General features: G+C 58.7%; 18 protein-coding genes, 2 tRNA genes and 1 other RNA gene. 12 read left to right on the forward strand and 9 right to left on the reverse strand.

The genetic code is table 11. From position 1 onward, the window contains the following. Nucleotides 1–26: 26 nt before the first annotated feature. The 3 genes from Q8O35_RS13190 to Q8O35_RS13200 form a co-directional block, all read right to left on the reverse strand. Nucleotides 27–905, reverse strand: a complete 879-nt coding sequence (locus tag Q8O35_RS13190) for a protein-glutamate O-methyltransferase CheR (protein WP_305574086.1) — start codon at nt 903–905, stop codon at nt 27–29. Next, a complete protein-coding gene (locus Q8O35_RS13195; RefSeq protein WP_305574088.1) occupies nt 906–2,834 on the reverse strand; it encodes a HEAT repeat domain-containing protein in 1,929 nt (642 codons plus the stop codon). Between the two features lie 74 nt (nt 2,835–2,908). After that, complete coding sequence (locus Q8O35_RS13200; protein WP_305574090.1) at nt 2,909–4,015, reverse strand: chemotaxis response regulator protein-glutamate methylesterase; 1,107 nt, start codon at nt 4,013–4,015, stop codon at nt 2,909–2,911. Nucleotides 4,016–4,213: 198 nt separating this feature from the next. On the opposite strand from Q8O35_RS13200, the gene Q8O35_RS13205 reads away from it, so the two are divergent. The 7 genes from Q8O35_RS13205 (at nt 4,214) to Q8O35_RS13235 (ending at nt 13,359) form a co-directional block, all read left to right on the forward strand. After that, nucleotides 4,214–4,290, forward strand: a tRNA-Pro gene (locus tag Q8O35_RS13205). Nucleotides 4,291–4,436: 146 nt separating this feature from the next. Then, nucleotides 4,437–5,093: a histidine phosphatase family protein gene (locus Q8O35_RS13210; protein WP_305574092.1), complete on the forward strand. Its 657-nt coding sequence runs from the start codon at nt 4,437–4,439 to the stop codon at nt 5,091–5,093. Beyond that, nucleotides 5,093–6,199 carry a DVU_1551 family NTP transferase gene (locus tag Q8O35_RS13215; RefSeq protein WP_305574121.1) on the forward strand — a complete coding sequence of 369 codons (1,107 nt, stop codon included), beginning with the start codon at nt 5,093–5,095 and terminating at the stop codon, nt 6,197–6,199. Before Q8O35_RS13210 ends, Q8O35_RS13215 begins: the two co-directional genes overlap by 1 nt. 176 nt (nt 6,200–6,375) lie before the next feature. Next, nucleotides 6,376–7,071 carry a TetR/AcrR family transcriptional regulator gene (locus Q8O35_RS13220; protein WP_305574094.1) on the forward strand — a complete coding sequence of 232 codons (696 nt, stop codon included), beginning with the start codon at nt 6,376–6,378 and terminating at the stop codon, nt 7,069–7,071. Between the two features lie 46 nt (nt 7,072–7,117). Next, the gene (locus tag Q8O35_RS13225; RefSeq protein WP_305574096.1) at nt 7,118–8,644 is read left to right on the forward strand and encodes an efflux RND transporter periplasmic adaptor subunit; all 1,527 of its coding nucleotides are present in this window, start codon (nt 7,118–7,120) and stop codon (nt 8,642–8,644) included. Between the two features lie 21 nt (nt 8,645–8,665). Continuing rightward, nucleotides 8,666–11,884, forward strand: coding sequence for an efflux RND transporter permease subunit (locus Q8O35_RS13230; protein WP_305574098.1), 3,219 nt, complete (start codon nt 8,666–8,668; stop codon nt 11,882–11,884). After that, nucleotides 11,884–13,359, forward strand: coding sequence for an efflux transporter outer membrane subunit (locus tag Q8O35_RS13235; protein WP_305574100.1), 1,476 nt, complete (start codon nt 11,884–11,886; stop codon nt 13,357–13,359). The genes Q8O35_RS13230 and Q8O35_RS13235 overlap by 1 nt, the downstream gene beginning before the upstream one ends. 87 nt (nt 13,360–13,446) lie before the next feature. Here the strand turns inward: Q8O35_RS13235 and Q8O35_RS13240 are convergent, their stop codons facing one another. From Q8O35_RS13240 to Q8O35_RS13250, 3 genes are read right to left on the reverse strand one after another with little or no spacing between them, the layout of a single operon-like run. Next, complete coding sequence (locus Q8O35_RS13240; RefSeq protein ID WP_305574102.1) at nt 13,447–15,819, reverse strand: DNA translocase FtsK; 2,373 nt, start codon at nt 15,817–15,819, stop codon at nt 13,447–13,449. Nucleotides 15,820–15,841: 22 nt separating this feature from the next. Beyond that, nucleotides 15,842–16,399 (reverse strand): elongation factor P, encoded by a 558-nt coding sequence (gene efp / locus Q8O35_RS13245; RefSeq protein ID WP_305574104.1) that lies wholly within the window; start codon nt 16,397–16,399, stop codon nt 15,842–15,844. 45 nt (nt 16,400–16,444) lie between these two features. Then, nucleotides 16,445–16,918, reverse strand: coding sequence for a type II 3-dehydroquinate dehydratase (locus Q8O35_RS13250; protein ID WP_305574106.1), 474 nt, complete (start codon nt 16,916–16,918; stop codon nt 16,445–16,447). A 111-nt stretch (nt 16,919–17,029) separates the two neighbouring features. Between Q8O35_RS13250 and yihA the strand changes: the two genes are divergently transcribed. After that, a complete protein-coding gene (gene yihA / locus Q8O35_RS13255) occupies nt 17,030–17,638 on the forward strand; it encodes a ribosome biogenesis GTP-binding protein YihA/YsxC (RefSeq protein WP_305574109.1) in 609 nt (202 codons plus the stop codon). Here the strand turns inward: yihA and Q8O35_RS13260 are convergent. The 3 genes from Q8O35_RS13260 to Q8O35_RS13270 are packed head-to-tail and all read right to left on the reverse strand — an operon-like array spanning nt 17,619 to nt 20,133. After that, entirely contained in the window at nt 17,619–18,773 is a 1,155-nt protein-coding gene (locus Q8O35_RS13260; RefSeq protein ID WP_305574111.1) for an LptF/LptG family permease, read from the reverse strand. The genes yihA and Q8O35_RS13260 overlap by 20 nt on opposite strands. Next, complete coding sequence (lptF, locus tag Q8O35_RS13265) at nt 18,770–19,936, reverse strand: LPS export ABC transporter permease LptF (RefSeq protein ID WP_305574113.1); 1,167 nt, start codon at nt 19,934–19,936, stop codon at nt 18,770–18,772. Before lptF ends, Q8O35_RS13260 begins: the two co-directional genes overlap by 4 nt. Next, nucleotides 19,933–20,133 carry a hypothetical protein gene (locus tag Q8O35_RS13270; RefSeq protein WP_305574115.1) on the reverse strand — a complete coding sequence of 67 codons (201 nt, stop codon included), beginning with the start codon at nt 20,131–20,133 and terminating at the stop codon, nt 19,933–19,935. The genes lptF and Q8O35_RS13270 overlap by 4 nt, the downstream gene beginning before the upstream one ends. A 193-nt stretch (nt 20,134–20,326) precedes the next feature. On the opposite strand from Q8O35_RS13270, the gene Q8O35_RS13275 reads away from it, so the two are divergent. The 4 genes from Q8O35_RS13275 to ssrA all read left to right on the forward strand — a co-directional run bounded on the left by Q8O35_RS13275 (nt 20,327) and on the right by ssrA (nt 24,103). Continuing rightward, nucleotides 20,327–20,403 (forward strand) — tRNA-Met (locus Q8O35_RS13275). A 231-nt stretch (nt 20,404–20,634) separates the two neighbouring features. Next, nucleotides 20,635–21,897 (forward strand): branched-chain amino acid ABC transporter substrate-binding protein, encoded by a 1,263-nt coding sequence (locus tag Q8O35_RS13280; protein WP_305574117.1) that lies wholly within the window; start codon nt 20,635–20,637, stop codon nt 21,895–21,897. Beyond that, a complete protein-coding gene (locus Q8O35_RS13285; protein WP_305574119.1) occupies nt 21,894–23,627 on the forward strand; it encodes a diguanylate cyclase in 1,734 nt (577 codons plus the stop codon). Before Q8O35_RS13280 ends, Q8O35_RS13285 begins: the two co-directional genes overlap by 4 nt. Nucleotides 23,628–23,748: 121 nt before the next feature. After that, nucleotides 23,749–24,103, forward strand: a transfer-messenger RNA (tmRNA) gene (gene ssrA / locus Q8O35_RS13290). Nucleotides 24,104–24,356: the final 253 nt, after the last annotated feature.

Here is a 24,356-nt window from a genome sequence, read left to right on the forward strand (position 1 = left end):
GCCGTACGAACCCGTTCTCCGGCGCATCAGGCCTCCTTCTTATACATAATGGCCCCTGGATAGTGGATGGGCTTGAAGGAGCGCGTGATGTTGTGCAGAGACTCAGAGTGCCCGATAAGCAAGTAGCCGCTCGGCATAAGGTTGTCGTAGAAGGCCCCAATGACCTTGCGCTTCATCTCATCGTCAAAGTAAATGATGACGTTTCGGCAGAGCACTATTTGCGAACGCTCCACCCGTTTGAGGGCCACGCGGTCGGAAAGGTTAAGCTGTCCAAAGGAGATAAGACGCTTGAGCTCGGGCTTTACACGAAAGTTTTCGCCATCTTTCTCAAAATAACGGGCGACTATCTCCTTGGGCGTAGTGCGCAGGGTGTACTCATTGTATATGCCCTTGCGCGCTGTTTCAAGCACGCGCTCCGAAAGATCGCTGGCGGTGATGCGCACGTCCCAGGCCGGAAGTTCGCCCCGAAGCACCTCGGCCACTATGATGGCGATGGTGTATGGCTCTTCACCTGTGGAACAGCCAGCAGACCAAATCCTGAGCCGCTTGTCGCCTTTCTTTTTCAGCTCGGCGATGACCTCGGCCAGGATGTTCTCTTGGAACACCTTCAACTGCGGGGGATTGCGGTAGAAACTGGTCTCGTTGGTTGTGATGACCTCGAAAAGCTTCGTGAGCTCGGTCTTCTTGTTGGAGTCGTATTGGAGATAGTGGTAGTATTCTCCAAAATTCTTCAAACTCAGCAGCTTCAAGCGGTTAGCAAGACGATTCTCAACGAGATACTTCCGGTTATCAGCAACATAGATGCCACATTGAGCATAGATGAAGTCACGAAGCTGAACGAATTCGGCGTCGCTGATCTTCAGCTCTGCCCCGACGGCCCCAGATGGAGAAAAAAGCGCAGCCATTTACAGTTCCCTTTCCTGTTCTTCCTGAATCCTGGAGATGGCGGCTTCGGCGGCCTCCATCAACTCGTAGTCCTCGCTGTTCGAGATGGACAGCAGGGCCTGGAAAGCAGCGGTGCCGCCAATGCTGCCAAGACATTCAATGGCCCGGATGGCGACCAGCTTGTTCTGGTACTCCAGAAGGTTCATAACCCCAGGAATGGATTCCACCACACGGTGCTGGCCCAGCACCTCAAGGGCGCGCACCTTCACCCAGTCATCGTCGTCGTTCAAAGCGTGCAACAAATGGGGGACAAGCTGCTGCGAAAAGCACTTGCCCATAATCTCGACCACTGTTTGGCGCACATCGCGATTCTCATCCAGCAGGCGCGGAGCAAGCAGCTCAACCCACACGTCATTTTGATAACAAAGGGAGCTGATGGCCTCCAGCGCATGCTTGCGGATGTCTGGGCTGGCGTCCTCAAGAGCGGTTTTGAGTAGTTCAAGGTTGGCGGCTGCATCAATGCGGCCCAAGGCGTATACAGCCATAAGGCGCTTGACCTGATCCTCCCCCGAAAACAACGCCTTAAAACGCTCCTGCATCTCTGCGCCACCAATGGCCACGCAGGCGTCCAGGGCGGCTTCCTTAACGTCGTCGTACTGGTGGTCCAAGAGGTCGAAGAGTGCTTCAGCGGCAGGAGGATGCTTCAGCTTCTGCCCAAGGAAATTGGCGGCGGACTTCAGCACCTTGCCATCGTTGTGCTTGTGCAAAAGATCCATGAAGAAATCGACGCTGCCCGGTCCGGCGATGCGCGCAAGAACGACCACGATGGCGCGCTGCACCGTGATGTAGCCTTGCCAAAAGGAGTTGACCAGAACGTTCTCCACCTCGGGATCGGAGATGCGCGCGAGGGTTTCGACGGCCAGCAATGCGCTGTGAACGTCATCATTGCGAAGCGCATTCTTCAGAACCGCAGTGACCCCCATCTGGGAAAGGCTTGCGAGAATGCTGTCCAGACGGTCCTGGTCCTTGCCCGGATCAAGCTTCAGGGCGATGGCGAAAACACCGGCTGCGGCATCGTCGCCGCCCATAACCGCCAAACCGAGTATGGCGGCGTCCTGAACCTCTTCTTCTTCGTCCTCAAGTGCCACAAGAAGATAGTCGCGAAAGTTCTCACGCGCGTCTTTGGGCAGCAGGTTTACCAGCTTGGCGCCAAGGATCTTTACGATGGCTTTGACGATTTTATTACGAAGGGCCGTGGGCGATGACTCCATGCGGCTGAGCAGAAGCGAAACGGCCTTGACGTTGCCCATTTCACCCAGAGCGTCGATAATCATGGAGACCACAAGCTCAGAAGAGTGGCTCATGGCCTTGACCATGGCGTCAACGGAACTGGAGTGGCGAATTTTCGCCAAGGCCTCGATGACCGAGTACTGAACCCACTCCTCGTCGCGCATGGCCTGATTCAGGCACTTGGCGGCCTCGGGCAGCCCAAGGCTGCCCAAGCTCACAGCGGCCTGATAGCGCACGTTGACCTCGGGGTCCTTCAAGAGGGCCTCGCACAAAGGCGCAACAGCCATGACATTGCCTGCGGAGCCCAAAATATCTGTGGCGAAGATGCGGATATCCACATCTTCCTCCTTCAAAAGCGGGATAATGGACTGGAGCTCCTGACTGCCCAAGGTACGCAGTATGTCCATGGCCCCATTGCGCACGGGGGCTTCATCAGAGCTCAACAGCGGTATGACTCCAGTAACGGCCTCTTTGCCGCCAATCTTCCGGAGCGCATTATCTGCGGACTCCTGAACACCAATATTGCTGCTCTTGAGCATCCCCACAAGAAAGGGCACCGCGTCTTCACAATGCTCTTCGCCGGCCAGATAGGCCCCCTCGCGCAGCACATCCGTCTCGGCACTTTTGAGCATCGCCAGGATTTCTTTGCAGTCTGTCATCGGCTTGAACCCCTCCAGGGTCTTGTCCAACCAGTGGTAACGGCAGGCATTCCATCCGCCGCGCTCCGCGCAGCTTACAAATACAGGTTATTCATGATGGCTTGGGCCATTTCATCAATATCCACAATCTCGTCTGAAAGTCCAGCGTCAACGATTGCTTTAGGCATTCCATACACAACACAGCTGGCGTCGCTTTGCGCCAAAGCACGGCCCCCCTTCAACTTAAGAGCGCGGATGCCTTCCATACCGTCATTGCCCATGCCGGTGAGGATAACGCCCAGGGCGCGTCGGCCCACGGCTTCTGCGGCGCTGGTGATGAGCACGTTGGCTGAAGGCTTGTACAAAGCGCTGACAGGCTCGGCGCTGATCTCCAAATCAACACGGCTCACCATCTGCTTCAGCAGCAGGTGCTTGCCGCCGGGGGCGATGAAGGCGCAGCCGGGCTTAAGCCTATCTCCGGGCTCCGCCTCCTTCACGCTGATCTTGCACAACCCGTCCAATCGTTTGGCGAAGGGACCGGTGAAAGCCTGCGGCATATGCTGGGCGATGATGATGCTGGCGGGAAAGTCGGCGGGAAGTGCCGAAAGCACCTTCTGCACAGCAGGTGGTCCGCCAGTGGAAACGCCGATCACGACCACGTCTCGCTTGGCGGATCCGTTGGGGGTTACCATGGCGGCCGTCGTGCCGTTGCTGGCGGGCCTGGCGATGGCGCGAGCCGCAAGGGGAGTGGTGACCGGCGCAGTTGGCCGCGCTATGCTTGCCGCACGCGGGCGAGTATGCATGAGCTTGCGCGAAGCAACGATCTTTACCTTGGAGATGAGGCTGGCCTCGATCTTGACAATATCGAGAGAGACCTTGGAGAGCTGCTTGGGGATGAAGTCAACGGCGCCGAGCTCCAAGGCCTTGAGGGTAGCTTCTGCGCCCTCGTTGGTGAGGGAGCTCACCATGAGAACGGGCCTGGGCATCTCCATCATTATGTGGCGCAAAGTCGTGAGGCCGTCCATCCGGGGCATCTCGATATCCAGAGTGACGACGTCCGGGTTGTGCTTGCGTATGAGCTCAAGCCCCTCCACGCCATCACGAGCCGTGGCCACCACGTCGATCTCCGGGTCCTTTGCCAGCATGGTGCTGATGGCCTTGCGCATGAACGCAGAGTCGTCGACAACTACAACCTTGATCACAAAACACTCCTTTACATGATGAACAGGGACGTTAAAAAAAGTCCGACTTCATCGTACCAAACCTAAGTGAGATTCGCATATTTTCTTATAGTTGTCCAACCAGAAGGACTTGCGCGGGAGTTCCCCCTAAATGGGACAAGGACTACTCAAACGCTTGCCTTTTATTTTCGATTCAGCTAAAAGCCGACGTCTCAACAACGGGATGTGGCTCAGTCTGGTAGAGCGCCGCGTTCGGGACGCGGAGACCGGAGGTTCAAATCCTCTCATCCCGACCAGTACATGATAAGGGCTTACGGCGTAAACCGTAAGCCCTTTTTCGTTTCACTGCATTGCCTGTCGACAAAACACAGCGCGCCCCCCTGACGAGAGTTTCGACTTCATCCCACTCGACAGACCGGACAGGTTGATCCTACACTACCGCATGACCACAGTGCTGTTGCTCCGCCACGGAGAGATCACCCAATCCAGCCCACGGCGGTTCGTGGGGCAAAGCGACCTGCCGCTCACGGACCGGGGCCGCCGCCAAGCCGTCAGCTGGTCCGAGCCCCTGTCCGGACTACCGCTGGTCGGAGCTTGGTGCTCCAGTCTTTCGCGTTGTCGCGAGACGGCGGAACTGGCTCTGTCCAAACAGCCGATCCAGGCATTGCCCCTGGACGGCCTGCGCGAAATCAGCCTAGGAAAATGGGAAGGGTTAAGCGAGGCTGAGGTACGCCAGCGTTATCCTGGCGAGTTCGAGCGACGTGGATCAGACCTTGCCAACGTGGCCCCAGCCGGAGGTGAAAGCTTCGCACAAGCCCAGCGCCGCGCCTGGATCGCCCTCAGCGGCATACTCGCGCAGACCGCCGGGCTGAACAACGCCCTGGCGCTGGTGGTGGCCCATGCCGGCATCAACCGGGCCCTCATCTGCCAAGCCCTCGGCCTGCCCCTAAGCAATATCTTCAGCATAGGGCAGGACTACGCGGGCCTAAGCGCCCTTGAGTTCTCCACGCCCACTCCCCTTCTGCGCGCCCTAAACTTCCCGCCTATGCCTGCAGCAGAACTAGCAACCTTGCTCTCTCACACAAAGGTGCCTTGCTGATGCAGCTGTCGGCGATCATCCTGTCCGCAGGCCGGTCTTCACGCCTGCCAGGCTTCAAACCGCTCTTGCCTCTAGACGGAATGACCATGCTGGCCCGGGCAGCCAATTTATTCAGAACAGCCAACGTGAATGATATAATTGCCGTCACAGGCTACCGTGCCGACGAGGTCAAAGACGAAGCTTTGCGAAATGGGATTCGCCCAGTGCTCAATCCACACTACGAGGACGGCATGCTCTCCTCCGTGCTGGCCGGCTTGGCGGCCCTGCCCCTGGACACGGACGCCGTCTTCGTCCTGCCCGTGGATATGCCGCTGCTCCGGACGGAAACAGTTCGCGCTTTGGCGGAACGGATGCGCCACACCCAGGCGCAGGCGCTCATTCCCACCTTCCACACCAAGCCAGGGCATCCGCCGCTCCTGCGAACAATGGCGCTGCCTCGCATCAGGGACTGGAAGGGAGAAAACGGGCTGGCTGGCGCCTTAACCGCCATTGATTATGAGGAGGTTCCAGTAGCCGACAGGCATATTCTCTTTGATGTGGACGATGATGCCGCCTTTGCCGAGGCAATGACCCGCGTCACGCGACAGGATGTTGCGACGCCGGCCGAAGCGCTCGCCCTGCTTGATCTGCATGACGCAGGTGAACGCGGCCATGCACACGCACGCGGTGTCGCCGATGTCGCCCTGGCCTTGGGGCGCGCGCTCAACGCCTGCGGATACGGCCTCGACCTGGAGCTCATGGAGTCTGCGGCGCTGCTTCACGACATCGCCAAGGGCCATTCGGAACATGAAAAAATTGGCGGTGCGTTACTGTACGAGCTAGGGTACCCGCATCAGGCGGCAATTATTGCCGCACACCGGGACATTGATCCCGCAGGCCTGACGCGGCCCACGGAACGCGAACTGGTATACTTGGCAGACAAACTCGTGCGCGGGCCTCAGCTCGTTGGTGTCGCACAGCGATTCCAGGAGAAGCTGGACCACTTCGCACACGATGAAGCTGCTTGCGAAGCCATCATGCGCCGCCAGCAACACGCCCAGGAAATGATCTCCCTGGTTGAAAAATGTGCAAAGAGTTCTCTTCAAAAAATTCTTTCATCAATTTGAGACTGATACTCCGCAGCATACTCCATCCGTATCCCCTCGACCTCATCCTTGCAGCACCCCTTGCGCGTTGTTCGCACTGCACCAGATGGATCATAACCGTCTGCAACACCATCGTTAAAACGTTTGTTTGACAATCAAGTCACAAGGGGCTTGACAACTGCAAAACAAGAATTTAAATGCTGTTTAAATTTATATTGCAAACATTGTTTCGTCTTCAGGAGCACATGATGTCAGCACCCTCGGAAACCGGCACTAAGGCCCGGCTATTGCAAGCAGGCCGCAAGGTCTTCGCGGAGCAAGGAATCAAGAACGCCACAGTTCGAGACATTTGCAGCCTCGCGGGGGCCAACGTCGCCTCTGTGAACTATCATTTCGGCGGCAAGGACAAACTCTATGTGGCGGTACTCCAGGACTACATGGAGCGTGAGGCCAAGCGGCACCCGCACGACCTCAACGTGACGAAGGACAGCCCTTCGGAAGACCGTCTGCGTGCCTACGTGCAAAGCTTCTTAGCGCAAACCCTCGGGGATGGAACCGCAGAAAATGAACGTCTGGGAAAATTGCTCAAGCAGGAGTTTATTGAGCCCTCTCCTCATTTTGGCGAGATTTTCGAGCGCAACTGCAGGCCGAAACACTCGTACTTGCTCGACATTCTACGTCACATGCTACCTGGAGTTGAGGAAGTGGTGGTGTCGCGCTGCGGCTCAAGCATCATCGGCCAATGCGTACTGTTCGATTTCGCCAAAGAGGCCCTCACCCGCATGAACCCAGAATTGACGCTCAAGGCCAGCAACATCGAACACATCACCGAGTTCATCATGCAATTTTCCTTGGGCGGCATAGAGCGCATTCGCTTGGCTCACCAGCATTAGCCGTCCCTTGCCATCAGCTCACATATAAACAGGTCAGGACACACACATGCGCATTGCTAAATTCCTTCCAGGTTCTCTGCTTCTCGTAGGCGTTCTTCTGACGGCCCTTTCCGGCTGTGGACAAAATCAACAGGCAGGCGGGCCGCCCCAGGCCGGCGAGCCGGAGGTCACGGTTCACACCATCGCGCCAGAAAAAGTCATACTAACGACAACTCTTGCCGGGCGCACTTCGGCCTATCAGGTTTCAGACGTGCGGCCCCAGGTGGGCGGCATCATACAGAAACGCCTGTTCAGGGAGGGGTCCGACGTCAAGGCTGGCGAAGTACTCTACCAGATTGACCCTTCCACGTATCAGGCCGCTTACAACAACGCCAAGGCTACGCTCTCAAAGGCTGAGGCCAACGCCCTGCCCGCTCGCCTCAAAGGCGACCGCTACGGCAACCTGTCCAAGGTCAACGCCGTGAGCCAGCAGGACAACGACGATGCCCAGGCTTTGCACCTCCAGGCCGAGGCAGAGGTCGTCTCCGCTCGTGCTGCGCTTGAAACAGCCCGCATCAACCTTTCATACACCCACGTCACCTCGCCTATCGGCGGCCGCATTGGAAAGTCCAGCGTCACTCCAGGCGCGCTGGTTACGGCAAGCCAGACGAACGCCCTGGCTACTGTGCAACAGACCGACCCAATGTATGTGGACGTCACCCAGTCCAGCGGCGAAGTGCTGCGACTGAAGCGCGACCTTGCCAGCGGCAAGCTCAAGAAAGCTGGCGCAGGCGGAGCAAAAGTGAAACTCCTGTTCGAGGACGGCACCCCCTACCCCCTTGAGGGCTCGCTTCAGTTCTCAGACATCACCGTTGACCAGAACACCGGCGTCATCACCTTGCGCGCCCTGTTCCCCAATCCGCACCAGGATCTGCTTCCCGGGCTTTATGTTCGCACGGTGCTCGAGGAGGGCGTGGAGGAAAATGCCATTCTGGTGCCGCAGGCAGCTGTGAGCCGCAACAGCAAGGGCGCGGCCCAGGTCCTTGTGGTCAAGGCCGATGGCGTGGTTGAGATGCGCCCCATCGGGGTGAGCCGAGTCGTGGGCGACAAATGGCTGGTGTCATCCGGCCTCGCCGCAGGCGATCGCGTCGTCGTGGACGGACTGCAGAAGGTGAGGCCGGGCGGCAAGGCCAAGGCCGTGGAAGCCGGACAGGCCTCGCAGCCAGCCGCCACGCCAGAAGCAAACGCCACCGCCCCGGCTCCTGCCGCTGCGGATCAACCCGTCACCAAAACCGAGGCCGCGCCCAAGGTGGAAACAGCCCCCAAGACTGAAAAGCCCAAGGACGCGAATCCTTCCGCGACAGCTACGCCCAAGAGCGAAGCCCCGCAGATGGCCCCCCAGTCCGACAAGCCCGCATCGGCCAAAGGCTCTATGAAAGAGATCATGAAGGAAGTCATGAAGGACGCGCCAACGGCCAAAGTCCAGAACGACAAGAGAAGCATCGTCTATTCGCCGCCCAAGGATCAACCCTGGCCCGGCTCCACGGGCTCCGCAGCACCCGGCAACAATTCTGAACCCAAGTCCGAACAGTAACAGGGACCGGGAGCACATATCATGGCCAAGTTCTTCATCGATCGCCCGGTCTTCGCCTGGGTGATCGCCATCATCATCATGCTTTGCGGCGTGCTTTCCATCCTGAAGCTGCCAATTTCGCAGTACCCGGCCATCGCGCCCACGGCCATCAGCATCACCGCCGCCTATCCCGGAGCCTCGCCCAAGACCCTGGAGGACACAGTCACCCAGGTTATTGAGCAGAAGATGAAGGGCATAGACAACCTGCAGTACATGTCCTCAACCAGCGACACCACCGGCGCGGCGGTCATCACCCTGACCTTCGATTCGTCCACCAACCCGGACATCGCCCAGGTGCAGGTGCAGAACAAGCTCGCGCTGGCGACTCCGCTTCTCCCCCTTGAGGTTCAGCGCCAGGGCATCACCGTGGCCAAGACCGCCAAGAACTTCCTCATGATCATCGGCTTCGTGTCCGAAGACGGCGCCATGACAGGCAGGGACCTGAGCGACTACGCCGCAGCCTACGTGCTGGACCCCATCAGCCGCGTGAACGGCGTGGGCGAGGCCACCATCTTCGGATCGCAGTACGCCATGCGCATCTGGCTGGATCCGGACAAGCTGAACAACTACAAGCTCACTCCGGCTGACGTTTCGAGCGCAATTCTGGCGCAGAACGCGCAGATCTCCGCAGGACAAATCGGCGGCACTCCCTCGGTTCCCGGCCAGCAGATGAGCTTCACCATCCTCTCTCAGGCCCGCCTGGAGACGGCGGAGCAGTTCGAAAAAATCCTGCTGCGCGTCAACACCGATGGCTCCGTCGTGCGCTTGTCCGACGTTGCGCGCTGCGAGCTGGGCAGCGAGTCCTACGAAGCCCTGACGCGCTTCAATGGCAAGGCCGCAACCGGCCTGGCCATCAAGCTGGCGACCGGGGCCAACGCCCTCGACACAGTGAAGAACGTCCAGAAGGCCATGACCTCGCTGTCCTCGACCTTCCCCAAGGGAATGAGCGTGGTGTTCCCCTACGACACAACCCCCTTTGTGCGCGTCAGCGTCGAGGAAGTTGTCAAGACGCTCATAGAGGCCATCATCCTGGTCTTCCTGGTCATGTATCTGTTTCTGCAGAACATGCGCGCAACCATCATTCCGACAATCGCCGTGCCCGTGGTTCTCCTGGGCACCTTCGGAGTCATGGCCGCGTTCGGATTCTCAATCAACACGCTGACGATGTTCGGCGTGGTCCTGGCAATCGGGCTTCTCGTGGACGACGCCATCGTGGTGGTTGAAAACGTGGAGCGAATAATGACCGAGGAAGGCCTGTCACCCAAGGAGGCAACCAAAAAATCAATGAGCCAGATTACCGGCGCATTGGTGGGCATCGCCCTGGTGCTCTCTGCAGTGTTCATCCCCATGGCCTTCATCAGCGGTTCCTCCGGCGTCATCTACCGTCAGTTCTCCCTGACCATCGTCTCCGCCATGGCGCTCTCGGTGCTTGTGGCCATCGTGCTCACACCGGCACTGTGCGCCACTTTCCTCAAGCCCATCCGCAAGGGCGAGCACCACACCCATACGCAGCACGGCTTCTTCGGCTGGTTCAACCGAGCCTTCGACAAGAGCAGCCACAAGTACAAGAGCAACGTCACCGGCCTGCTGGGTCGGCCCAAGCGGGTCATGGCCGTGTACGTGGCCATCCTCGTGGCCCTGGGCGTACTGTTCCTGCGCCTGCCGTCCTCGTTTCTGCCAGAGGAAGACCAGGGAATCATCTTCGGCCTAGTTCAGTTGCCCGCAGGCGCTCCCCAGGAGCGCACAATCGAGGTGCTGAAGCAGGTGGAGCAGCACTTCATGGAGACGGAGAAGGCTACGGTCAGCTCCATCTACACCGTGGCCGGCTTCAGCTTTGCGGGAAGCGGGCAGAACGCTGGCCTGGCCTTTGTACAGCTAAAGCCCTGGGACGAGCGCAAGGGTGAAGCCTCGCGCGCAGGCGCCATAGCCAACCGCGCCATGGGCGCCTTCAGCAAGATAAAGAGCGCCATGGTCTTCGCCTTTACGCCGCCTGCGGTCATGGAGCTGGGCAACGCCTCGGGCTTCGACCTGTTCCTGCAGGACCGCGCGGGCCTGGGCCACGAGGCTCTCATGCAGGCGCGCAACCAGATGCTGGGCATGGCCTCCAAGCATCCCTCGCTCATGGCCGTTCGCCCCAACGGACAGGAGGACACCCCGCAGTACCAGATCGACATCGACCAGGCCAAGGCCGGAGCGCTCGGCCTGTCCATGGCTGAAGTAAACAACACCATGTCCACTGCGTTGGGCGGCTCCTACGTCAACGACTTCCTGGACCGTGGCCGCGTGAAGAAGGTCTTTGTGCAAGGCGATGCGCCCTACCGCATGATGCCTGAGGACATCAACCGCTGGTATGTCCGCAACAAACAGGGCGACATGGTGCCCTTCTCGGCCTTCTCATCAGGACGCTGGACCTACGGTTCGCCGCGCCTTGAGCGGTACAACGGCATGCCTTCGGTGGAAATTCTCGGCATGCCCGCCCCTGGCAAAAGCTCGGGCGAGGCCATGAAGGCCATGGAAGAAATAGCTGCCAAGCTCCCCCCTGGCATCGGCATCGAGTGGACCGGCTTGTCTTACCAGGAACGCATGAGCGGCTCCCAGGCGCCGATCCTCTATGTCATCTCAATCCTGGTGGTGTTTCTGTGCCTGGCGGCGCTCTATGAATCCTGGTCCGTACCCACAGCGGTCATGCTTGTGGTGCCCCTGGGCGTCATCGGCGCAGTGCTGGCCACCCTAGCGCGAGGGCTCACCAACGACGTGTACTTCCAGGTGGGTCTGCTCACCACCATCGGGCTGGCAGCAAAAAACGCCATTCTCATCGTGGAGTTCGCCAAAGACTTGGTGGAAAAGGGCCATGGCCTGCTGGAGGCGACCATTGAGGCTTCGCGCCTGCGCCTACGCCCAATCCTCATGACCTCCCTGGCCTTCATCCTTGGCGTGCTGCCCCTGGCCATCAGCACAGGCGCGGGCTCCGGCAGCCAGAAAGCCATCGGCACCGGCGTCATAGGCGGCATGACTGCCGCCACGGTGCTCGGCATCTACTTCGTGCCGGTGTTCTTCGTCATCGTGTACCGCCTCGCCATGCGCGGAAAGAACAAGCCCCTGGCCCAGGCCGATGCAACCGCCGCAACAGAAGAGAATCAGTCCATTCCTGCGGCTCAGGACGCCGGGACTGGCACCGATAACACCCCCGAGGTAAAGTAATGCGCTCCAAACAACACGCCCTGGCCGCAGCCTTTGTGGCCGCACTGCTTCCAGTGTTCGCGGGGGGCTGCACCATGGCCCCCAAATACACCCAGCCCGCGCCGCCACTGCCAGCGGAATGGACCAGCGGCGGCGTCATGAAATCAACGCCCGGCGCAAAGACCCAGGACTGGCGGCAGATCCTTGCGGACGAACCCATGAAGCGGCTGGTGGAATTGGCCCTGATCAACAACCGCGACCTGCGCGTGGCGGCCCTCAAAATCGAAAAGGCGCAGGCCCAGTATCAGATCCAGCGCGCCGATCTGTTCCCAAAAATCGACGCAACGGCTGGAGCAAACAATCAACGTACACCGGCCAAGCTCTCCAGCACCGGCAAGGCGTCCACCAGCCACACGTACAGCGTGGGCCTCGGCTTCAGCGCCTTTGAGCTCGACCTCTTCGGCCGCATCCAAAGTCTGAAGGACGAAGCTCTGGAGAAGTTCCTGGCTACCGAGGCGTCGCGCAGGAGCATTGAGCTGAGCCTGGTTGCCGAAGTGGCCACGGCCTATCTGACCCTGGCGGCGGACCGGGAACAGCTTTCATTGGCCAAAGAGATTCTTGAAACCGAACTGGCTTCCCTGGAAATAGTCCAGCAGCGCTTCAGCTTCGGCGTGGCCAACGAACTGGATTTGAGCCGCGCCCAAACCACAGTGGACACCGCCAAGGTCCAGATGGCCAAGTATGCCTCTCAGGTGACGCAGGACGAGAACCTGCTGTCGGTGCTGGTTGGAATGCCGCTTTCTGCGGAGCTGTTGCCAGCCAAATCCCTTGCAGATGTGGCCCCGCTGAACCCCGTGCCTGCTGGTCTGCCCTCCGAAGTGCTGACCCGCAGGCCCGACGTGCTCGCCGCAGAGCACCAGCTCAAGGCCGCCAACGCCGACATCGGCGCAGCCCGCGCCCGCTACTTCCCGTCCATCGGCATCACCGCCAACTATGGGTTCGCCAGCAACGAGGTCAACGACCTGTTCAAGGCGGCTTCTGGAATGTGGGCGTTCTCGCCACAGCTCACCCTGCCCATCTTCCACGCCGGAGCCATTCGAGCCGGGGTCAAGGCCTCAGAGGCCGAGCGCGACATCATGCTCGCGCAGTACGAGAAAGCCGTGCAGACCGCCTTCCGCGAGGTGTCGGACTGTCTGGCCCAGAGCGCGTCCCTGGAAGGCCAGGTGGCGGCCCAGACCTCGCTGGTCAAGGCGTCTGGCAAAAGCTACGAACTCTCCACCCTGCGCTACGAGTCCGGTGTGGACTCCTACCTGTCCAAGCTCGACGCACAGCGTTCTTATGCCACCTCTCGCCAGGGACTCATCGCCACACGGCTTTCGCGCCTGGCCAACACCATGACCCTGTACAAGGCCCTGGGCGGCGGGTGGTCTGATAATGTGGTCGAGCAGTCGGCCCAGAACAGCGCCAAACCGCTGACAATGGCCAAGGTGAAATAGCGACACAACGTCGTTTCGTCCAAGAAAAAAAAGCCCCCGCGATGCGTCGCGGGGGCTTTTATTCTTTGGAGCGGTGAAGGAAATCCGTTAGTCGCGGCCCTTGATGACCACGCGGGGCTTGCTGCCGTCAGCCGAGCCCAGCAGGCCGTCGGCCTCCATCTGCTCGATGTATCGGGCTGCGCGGTTGAACCCGATGCGGAAACGTCTCTGGATAAGGGATATGGACGCCCTTCCCTGGCCGGTGACGAATTCAAGAGCCTCGGCGTACATGGGATCGTCGGCCACGCCGTTGCCACCGCCCTCGCCGCCGCCGGAACCAGGCGCGGCCTCGCCTTCCTTGCGCCATTCGCTGAAGTCCAGGTCGAACTGCTGAGGCTGGCGGGCCTTCCAGTAAGCCACCACAGCCTCGATCTCGGTCTCGTCAACATAGGCGCCGTGCAGACGGCGCAGCTTGGACCCGCCGGACTTGTAGAGCATGTCGCCCTTGCCCAGCAGGCGTTCAGCGCCGACGGTGTCCAGAATGGTGCGCGAGTCGTGGCGGCTGGTCACCTGGAAGGAAATTCGCGTGGGAAAGTTCGCCTTAATGAGGCCCGTGACGACATCAACGCTGGGGCGCTGGGTGGCCAGAATCATATGGATGCCAGCCGCGCGCGCAAGCTGCGCCAGGCGCACGATGCAGGTCTCCACATCCTTGGCCGCAGTCATCATCAGGTCCGCAAGCTCGTCAATGACGATGACGAGATACGGCAGGGGTGCAAGATCAGCCAGTTCGTCCGGGCGCTTGTCGCCCATCTCGGCCAGCTTCTGGTTGTAGCCCTCGATGTTGCGCACGCCGATGCGCGCCAGAATCTCGTAGCGGGAGTCCATTTCGCACATGGCCCATTCCAGGGCGCTCTTGGCGAGGCTCATGTCCGTCACCACCGGGTGCACCAGGTGCGGCAAATCAGAATAGATGGCCAGCTCGATGCGCTTGGGGTCGATCAGCAGCAGCTTTACCTTTTCCGGCGAAGCTTTGAACAAAATCGACACAAGGAAACCGTTCAGGCACACGCTCTTGCCCGCGCCCGTGGCGCCGGCCACTAAAATGTGCGGCATGGTGGCAAGGTCGGCGATCTGGGGAGCTCCCTGAATATCCTTGCCTAGCGCGAGAGTCAGCGGCGATCTCGCCATGGTGAACACCGGGTGCTCGATGATCTCCCGCAGGGACACCGTCTGGCGGCGCTCGTTGGGAATCTCAACCCCGATGGAGTCCTTTCCCGGTATGGGAGCCTCGATGCGCACTGCCAGCGCCTTGAGGGACAAGGCGATGTCGTCGTGGCGAGCGGCGATGGTGCTGATCTTGACGCCGGGAGCAGGCTTGAATTCAAACATTGTGACCACAGGGCCGGGGATGACCTGCTGGATCTCGCCCTGAATGTTGAAGTCCGCCAGGCATGAAGTAAGCTGCCGGGCCTTGGCCTGCAGCGTCTTGGGATCTGAGGTGGCCTGCTGGGGAGGCGCCTCGCGCAGCAGCTCCGCACCGGGAAGATCGGCGCTGGGCTCATGCTTCACCGTCGGCTTCTTGGGTGGCGCAGGAGCCTCGAAAGGCTTGAGAACCAGATCGGTGCCGGAAGTGGAGCCCGGTTCGAAGGTCACGGTTTTGCCTGCAGCACCGGAAGAGCCGGAGGCGGAAGAATTGGCGCTGCCTTGTTGAGCCTTGTCGGCGCGGTCGCTCAAGCGTTCGCTCAAGCGCTCCAGCAGGCGAATGGATGGCCGGGATGGGGCGGGATCGCTTTGCTGGGCAGCCTTGCTGTTCTCGACGCCCTTGCGGCGCAGAGAGCGCTCGCGATATTTGCACCACTGGTCATAAAGAAATGAACGGAATCGTTTGAAGATGGCGCCCCAGCTCACCTGGAAGCCAACCTGCAAAGATACGGCGGTGAGGAACAGCCAGCACAGCGCCGAGCCCCAGGGATTCAGCAGCGTGAAGGAGGTGCTCACGGCCAGCTTGCCGAGCGCTCCGCCCCCTGCAAGGGTTGGGGCCTGTCCGCTGACAGGCAGTGCCCAAGGCTTGGCGGCCCAAGCCATGACGCAGAGCACCATCACGCCGACGCCGAACCAGCGGAAAAGGCCCAGGCGCAGGCGTTCCGCAAACTGGGCAAAACCGATGTAGGCCAGCACAAGGGGCCAGGCCAGCGCGCCGATGCCGAAGAGTTCTACCAGGATGCCAGCCGTATACGAACCAACGGCCCCTGCAAGGTTGGTTGTCTTGCGGGCCACGCTCACGGCCTGGTTGAAGGTGGGGTCCAGCGGATCAAAGGAAAAGACGCACAGAAAGAGAAAGGCTGCAACAAAGAGGTATGCCAGCCCTCGAATCTCCATGCGGAATTTTACGGTGTCCGTTGGTCTACCCTCCGCCCTGGCTTTCGCCTTGGCATTGCGCCCGCCCCGCTTGGGGGCGGGCTTCTGAGATTCGGACATGTTCCGTCAGTCGCCTAAACGATCACTCGCGGCTCAGGTATTCGCCCGTGCGGGTGTCCACCTTGATGCGCTCGCCCTGAGTGATGAACAGAGGCACATTGACCATAATGCCGGTTTCGAGTTTGGCGGGTTTGGAGGCGCCGGTGACGCGGTCGCCCTGGACGCCGGGCTCAGTCTCCACAACCTCCATGACCACAGAGGCTGGCAGATCCATGTCGAAAAGTTCGCCGTTGTACAGCAGCACCTTGATGGTTTCGCCTTCCTTAATGTAGCCGCCCTTCTCGCCCACCTGCAAAGCCGGAATATTCTTCTGCTCGTAGCTCTCAAGATCCATGAATACGAAGTCCGTTCCCTCGCGATACAGGAACTGCATGTCCTGAACTGCGATGTCGGGCTTTCCTACCTTTTCGCCGGAGCGGAAGGTTTCGTCAAGGACGCGACCTGTGAGGATGTGCTTCAGCTTGGTGCGGACAAAAGCTCCGCCCTTGCCGGGCTTCACGTGCTGGAACTCGACAATTTCGTAAGGCTTGCCATCCATCTCGATCTTAAGACCGCGACGGAAATCAGACGTGGAATACATTCAACCTCCGGGGCATACTGGCGAACAACTCACTGTCGCGCCTAATTATTTTTTATCCTGAAGCTTTGCGGCATGTCGTTCCAGCGCCAGGACGGCCAACGCATACCCGAGAATGCCGAAACCGGCAACAACTCCGATGCAGCTTTTCCCCATGAGGCTCTTCTGGCGCAGGGGTTCGTCCGTGCGGGAGAATATGTTCGAAAGGTGGACTTCCACGCAAGGAACACCGATCCAGGCCAAGCAATCGGCAATAGCGAGACTTGTGTGCGTAAGCGCCCCGGCGTTGAAGGCCACGCCGTCCAGCTCCTCGTGCCGGGCTTTTTCCAGGCGGTCAATGAGATTGCCCTCAAAATTAGACTGGTGAAAAAGCAGCTCGACCTCGTCCCCAGCATCTCCCAGCATGGGTTTCAGCAGAGCTGGCAGGCTGTCCAGGCCTTCGCTTCCATAAATTTCTGGCTGGCGCGAACCGATGTGCCCGAGGTTGGGACCGTTCAGGATCAGGTACTTGCGGGTGCTCATGGCTGCCACCTATATGTTTAAGGTCACGGGTGAGGCTTGACGCGGGGGCCAAAAGCCAACATCAATGGAGGCGCCGCACACGCAGTGCGCGAAAACCCGCCCTGGAGCATTATGAATCGAAGCTTCGACTTAGTCAAAACCGCCTATGTGCTCAGCCAGATTACAACTTCGGAAGAGCCGCAGGTGGCTCTTGCAGGCCGCTCCAACGTGGGCAAAAGCTCGCTTATCAACTGCCTGGCCAACCACAAAGGGCTGGCAAAAATCAGTTCCACGCCGGGCAAAACCCAGAGCGTGAACTACTTCCGCATCAATCCCGGCGGGTACACCCTGGTGGACCTGCCAGGCTACGGATACGCTCGCCGCTCCCAGACCGAGCGCGCCAAATGGGGGCAGCTCATCGAGCACTTCCTGAAGAACAATCCAGGGCTCAAGGCTGTGGCTGTGCTCATCGATGTCCGCATCACCCCGCAGCAGAGCGACCTGGAAATGGTGAGCTGGCTGCGGCACGGGAACATCCCCATCCTGCCGGTACTTACCAAATGTGACAAGGTGAATCAGCGTGAACAAGCGGCCCGGCAGCGCGAATGGCGCGATTTGCTCGGCGGTGGCACCATGCCCATCTGCTTCTCCAGCGTGACAAAACAGGGCCGTGACGCCCTCTGGGCAGCACTTGACGAGTGCGCAGGCGCGCCCCAGGAGCCTATGCTTCAGAACGAGTGAAACTTCGCGCCAACCCAGCACGCCAGCGGTGCACCCGCGCCGTGAACCTGGGGGCGGTAATCCAAGCCAATCGCATAGCCGCCAGACCGCTGAAGACAGCATTGGCAAGCCAAGCACCGAGCATGGGAGATAGAATCGCCTTTTGACCAGCGGTGATGCCCAACACGTATAGCCCGTAATAGCTGAAGATCACAAGCAGGCTCAACACCAAATTGATGTACATGTTCTCGAAAAACGAGCACAGAGCCAAGGCAAGCAAGGCCATGGTGACTATGGAAAAGGCGTACGACCACTTGCCGTGCCAGGCCGTACGCAACCGCTCAACATTAGACCCCGACTCCCTAAGCTCGTCGATGACCTGGGCCAGGTGCCACAGAGGCAGATCAGACCGGTCCGCCACATCGGCGTTCAGGAAGCTTCGCATGTCCTGACGCAGCGGGATGAAGTGCGTCAGCAGCTTGCTGGACATGAAATCCTTGGTCTCAATCTCCCATACGTCGAGCAGCCCCCAGCCGTGTTCGTCCACCAACCCTTTTTTGGCCGTCATGATGCGCTCCAGGCGCATGGAGTCACGGTCGAACTCATACACCGTCACATCATTGACGCGGCTCTGAGTCGGCTGGGCCTCGGTGGCATGGACGATGTACGCTCCCTCGCGAAACCAGAGGTTCTTCACCACGCGCTTGTCCAACTGGCGTTTGCGGACTTCCTCGCGCCAGATGCGCGAGGCCTCCTGCTCACCATATGAGGCGACAAACTGGGAAAACACCAGCTGCCCAAGGCTCCACACCAAGGCGTAGACCACAAAAAAGCGGATGAACCAGCCCATGGACATGCCGCCAGCACGCAAGGCCATCATCTCGCGGTTGCGCACCATGAGCCCCACCTGAATGACCACGGCCAGCAAGAACACAGCGGGAAGAATCTGCGAAAAAATCAGCGGCATCTTCACCATGAAATAGGTAAGAATCTGCCGCGCGCCAAGACCGGCGTCCAGAAAAGCCTCCAGCCGGTCAGAGAGATCTGTGAGCAGATAAATGAATACGCCAGCCCCAAGGCAGGTGGCCATAAGAAACAGATTCTGGCGCACAAGATAGCCGCTCAACGCGCCAAGGCGAGGCCAGGACCAGGTCATGCCGGGCTCCTTTTCTGAAGCTTCTGAAGCACCCACAGCACCCCAGAAGGCACACGCTCGCGCACGGCCTGTCGCAGAAAGACAAATCCCATGACGGAGAACAAGATGTTTGGAACCCAGATGCCAATCACTGGCGGCACGAGGCGTGATTCCCCCATGCTCTCGGCCACGGAAAGCATGGAGTAGTATACAAGGAACACACCGAGGGCCAGCACAAGGCCGTGCTGCTGCTTCAGCGCACGGAACACGCAGGCGATGGGCACGGAAAAGAGCCCCAAAACCACGCAGGCCAAAGGCAGAGCCAAGCGCTTTTGTATCTCCACCTTGATCTTTCGCTCGCGGTCCAAGTCAAAGGTCTCGCGCATGAGTTGCTGGTTGTTATCGAACTCAAGCAGCCTTTCAAAAGACAACTCCTTGGGCGAAATACGCTCAAACCCCATTTTTCGGAGCATATTCCCTAGTGGCAACCTCACAGCATAGCTGCCAAAGTGCAGAACGTCGAGCTTCTCCCCCTCACGCCTGAAGATTTTGCCATTTTTGAACACAACCTTGATCTGCTCCTTCACGGGATCCGTGGTGACGGAGCCTTCAGGCGCGACAACTGTGGTGGTGAAATTCTTGCTGGTCTTGTCCTGTACAAATACAAAACGAATATCACCTGAGTCCAGGTCAACCTGCTGGGCATAAATGGTCAGACCAGGAAATTCTTGATTAAAGACGCCCGCTTGTAATGAAAGTTTGGTTTTTGTGCGCGCAAACTCCATGAGCGAGAGCTTGAAGTGCTCCATGCCCCAGGCCACGCCAAAGAGCGAGATGTACAGACTAAATAGCGTACACAGGCTGCAAAACACGATTGGCGCGGGCAGAAGCTGGTACAGGCTCACACCGCTGGCCTTGAGAGCAGTAAGCTCGCGATCCGCCGACATGCGAAGGAAGGTCAAAAAAACACTCAACATGCAGGCAATAGGCGTAAGCAGCAGCATGAAAAAAGGGCTTAAATAAACGAAAAGGCGTAAGATATCGAGCACGCCCAGATTCTGAGACAACAGCATTTCCCGCAATTGGAGCATGCGTCCCACCAGAATAAGTCCCAGGAGGCAAGAACCAATGAGCAGGAACAAATGTATGTGTTCCTTCAGGATCTGTCGATGAATGATCTTCAAGACTGCTTCTCACCCGTGGTGTTTTTGTTATAAAATCGTTCCAAAAATTCAACCTCTAAAGGCCCGAGGTTGAAGCGCATAGCAGCCGACTCGACCAGTCGGGACAATTCCTGCGAGGTTTCGCCCTGCCCAAGCCTCTCGGTGATCCAATCAACGGCCCGGCGGACCAATTCGCTTTGTGGAACTACAGTGGCCATATCCGTCTCCTTGCTGTTCAGTGGACCGGAATGTCTTTGCAATTCCTACACCACTGACGTCAGACTGGCAACGAAGGTCATGCCCCAGAGCCAAGATCGAAAAAAAGTCGAAATTCTCTAGCCGTCACCCCTACAGAGCTATTGCCAAGCCACCAGAGAATAGCTATAAGGCCCTTCCCGTTGAGGGAAACCTGGCGAGGTAGCTCAGTCGGTCAGAGCATGCGGCTCATATCCGCAGTGTCGGGGGTTCAATTCCCTCCCTCGCTACCAGAAATTAAACCCCTGCTTAGGCAGGGGTTTTTTTATTCCCCCCGCCACCTTCCGGTACGCAAGATTGTCACCCGTTCATTAGTTTTTCTTCACCATCTCCTTTGACTGCACACGTTCAACAGGTTACTGTGAACAGGCTTTGATTTGAAAACTTATCTAATGATTAAACTCCCTGCTCTCTCCCCCCCCGATAGAGAGCGCAACCTAGCCAGACTCTTCCTGTAGGGAACCATGCGCACACCGAGCCGCCACTCAACGTTTATCACCCTGGCATGCTTAACTATATTATGCTCTGCCTGTTCACGTGACACAAGCCCTAAAACCTGCACGGACCCGCTAGGGTGCGTAGACATCGCTCCCAAGGAAGAGTTGAAGCTTGGGGTCATTCAATCCTTAAGCGGAAAAATCGCTGCGCTTGGACAAGAGCAGGTGCGCGGGTTTGAATTGGCCCTGGCACGCAGAGGCGACAAAGTGCTGGGGCACAAGGTCGCCCTCCAAGTGGAGGACACAGGCTGCCAGCCCGAGGGCGGGGCCAACGCGGCGCTCAAGGTCGTGGCCGACCCCAAAGTGGTCGCCATCTTCGGCACCACCTGCTCAAGCGATGCGGCAACCGCCGCGGAAGTAATGACAAAGGCCGGGCTCACAATGATTTCCGGCAACAATTCTGCCCCATTCCTTACAGCCATCGGCGGACAGCGAGCACCAAGGTGGCAGGAGGGCTACTTCCGCACAGCGCCCAACGAAGAGTCATCCGGACCAGCAGCAGCCACCTACGCCTACCAAAAGCTCGGCATCCGCAAGGCCGCCACCATCAACGATGGCGACATCTACACAAGAGGTCTTACTGATGGGTTCGCCAAACGGTTCAAGGAACTTGGCGGACAGGTCGTATTGAACGCGACTGTGAGCAAGCAGGACACCAATATGGGACCAGTGCTCACCGCAGTGAAGCACGCAAAGGCTGACCTGATATTCTTCCCCCTGTTCCAGCCCGAGGGAAACCATGTCCTGCTTCAGGCGCGCCGCGACCCGGCTTTGAAAAAGACGGTGCTTATGAGCGACGGTTCCCTGATTGAGCAGAGCTTCATCGAAGCCATGAAAGACGATGCCGTGGGTATGTACTTTGTTGGCCCCACGCCGCCGCAAAATGGCCCCGCCCTGGACAAACTGAGAAGCGAGTGCCTGGCGCGCTTTCAGACACCACCTGCAACCTACTATTACACCAGCGCCTTCGATGCGGCAGAGATTCTCTTCGCCGCCATTGAGAAAGCTGGACAACCGGCTCCAGACGGCACTGTGCATATCGGCAGAAAGGCCTTGCGCGATGCGCTTTACGCCACGCGCAACCATGAAGGCATAACCGGGCGCATCAGCTGTGACGAATTTGGCGACTGCGCCTCGCCGAAATTCAACGTGCTTCAACTCATGGACCCCGCCGCTGGAGTTGAAGGGCTTAAATCCAACGTCAAATTCACTTACAGCCCTGTGCCATGAACATCCTTGGCCGTGTGATCCGCTCTTGGCAGAACCTCGGCGTCACCGCCAAGTTTGCTTTGTCCTTCACACTGCTTTTCAGCATGATACTGGTCGAGGCTGCTGTGAGCCTATTGGCCCTGGGAGATGTGCGCCAAGCGGAAGCCGTCATCCTGACCAGTGTTGAGATCCGGCAACGGGTCTTCGAAATGGACGGTCAACTGGAAAAGGCGCGCCGACTTCATCGTGATTTCTTCCTGCAATACCCGCACATAGGCTTCATGGCCGCGCAGGAGCTCTACTTCAAGCCATCAACGGAAATCATAAGCAATGTGGTGGCCTCCAGTGAGGAACTCAAACGTCTTATCGAAGGCTCCCAGGTTAGCAACGCCCTGCGCGAACGCAACAATGACCTGACCCTTTACCTGACCACGGCACGGCGGTTTTCTGACATATTCCGGGAACTCGTTTCCCTGGTCACGGTGCTGGCCGCGCCAGCCACTGGACTGGAAAGCCAATTGAACGAGTTGGAAGCAAAACTTGAAAAGCATTCCAAACAATCTCCAGCAACCCTTTTAGCATTCCGTCAAATGGCGCTGCACCAACGCCAGTACATGGTCACCCGACAACGGCCCTTCATGCAGTCAGCCATGAACTCCTGCCTGGAACTGCGCTCCGCGCTCACAGCCCAGGGTGGACAAGCCAACGCAGACAAAGAAAACGTATCGATGCTCCTTGCGCAGTACGTGGAAGTGGCGCGACAGATTCCAGACATCGACGTGGCCATCCGTAGCAAACTCAACGATTTCAATTTGCAAGCCAGGGCCGTTGACCCCATTTCCGCAAATCTCAAGACCCTGGCCACCGATGAGGTGAACAGGGCCCGCGCAAGAATCGCCATAGCCAGCAGAGTCTCCACCGCCATCATCGTAGCCACGGCCTTAACCGGATTGTGCTTTGTCCTTTTGGTGGCCGCCATCATTCACGCCAGCGTGACCCGCAAACTTGTAGCGCTTACTCGCTCTGCGGAGCAGATGCGCGCCGGGCATCTGGACGCCAGAGTAGAAACCGAAGCCCGCGACGAGGTGGGGGTGTTGGGCGCAAGCTTCAACGAGATGGCCAGCCGCATGAAACAGTTGGTGGGCAACCTCGAACACATGGTACAGATGCGCACGGCGGAACTCACCGATACCCGAGACCGCCTTGAAACGCTGGTCATTGAACTGGACGAGAAGAACCAAGCCCTGGAGATCCTGTCCGTAACCGACAGGCTCACCGGGCTAGCAAATCGCCGCAAGCTTGAGGCCTCACTCCAATCAGAGCTCCTGCGAGCCCGCCGGTACGGCAAGACTTTCTCCATCATCATGCTCGATGTGGACCGCTTCAAAGCCGTCAACGACACCCACGGGCACCAGGCGGGCGATGAGGTTCTAAAGCATCTTGCCGATCTTTTGCGCCGCAACGCCAGGGAAACGGACATCGTAGGCCGGTGGGGCGGTGAGGAGTTTCTCGTCATCTGCCCAGAAACCACCCTGCTGGTGGTAACGGCCCTGGCCGAACGCTACCGCATTGAGATGGAGCGCAGCGATTTCGGCGCAGTGGGCCAAGTGACTTCAAGCTTTGGCGTTACAGCCACTCAGGAGGGCGACGATATCCATCTCCTGGTGCGCCGCGCAGATGAAGCACTTTACCGGGCTAAAGAATCAGGCCGCAATCGCGTGGAGTCCGACCAGTCCCGTGCTTTACATTAGACGCATCCGTCCTTGACACCCGTCCAGCCCAAGGGCAAGATTACAGAATCTTGGATGGGACACCCCTTGCCAAGCAGTTAACCAGACTTATCTCTAAAGAGTCTAGATTGATCATTGAGATGGGGGCGCACCGGTTTCGACGGGGACAGTCGATGCCGTGGTTGCAGGTCGAGGCGCCGCTGGCCTCGTAAAAAGCGGCAAGCACTCAAGTGCCAACGACTACGATTACGCTCTGGCTGCTTAATAACCAGTCACGATCCTTCTGACCGACGTCCGATACGTCCTTAGGATCGACAAAACCTCATCGGGACGGCGTGCAAATGGTGTCTGCCGTATGCACGCGGCACAAGGCAGACGTGTCGTTTCGTGCCTGAACAGGGGCCAATGAGACGACGAGAATTGTACCTGTTCTAAACCTGTAGACGCCGCGCGCAAAGCATTCTCGGACGAGGGTTCGATTCCCTCCGCCTCCACCAGAAGAACTTCCCAGAGAGTCCCAAGAGTCCCACAAAGCCCCGCAAACGCGGGGTTTTTTGTTGCTTATGCCTCCCTATGGTTCCCGTAAGGTCCGTTGACATCCGCTATAAAAGTGGTATCTCCGTTGGTATCTCGCTCCGAGACACCCGCCAAACGACGGATGGAGATACCAATGAAGCTCACCGACGCCGCCATAAAGAACGCTGCCGCCAAGGAAAAGCAATACACCCTCTTTGACGAAAAGGGCCTCTT

The organism is Humidesulfovibrio sp. (genome assembly GCF_030689645.1).
GTDB lineage: Bacteria > Desulfobacterota > Desulfovibrionia > Desulfovibrionales > Desulfovibrionaceae > Humidesulfovibrio.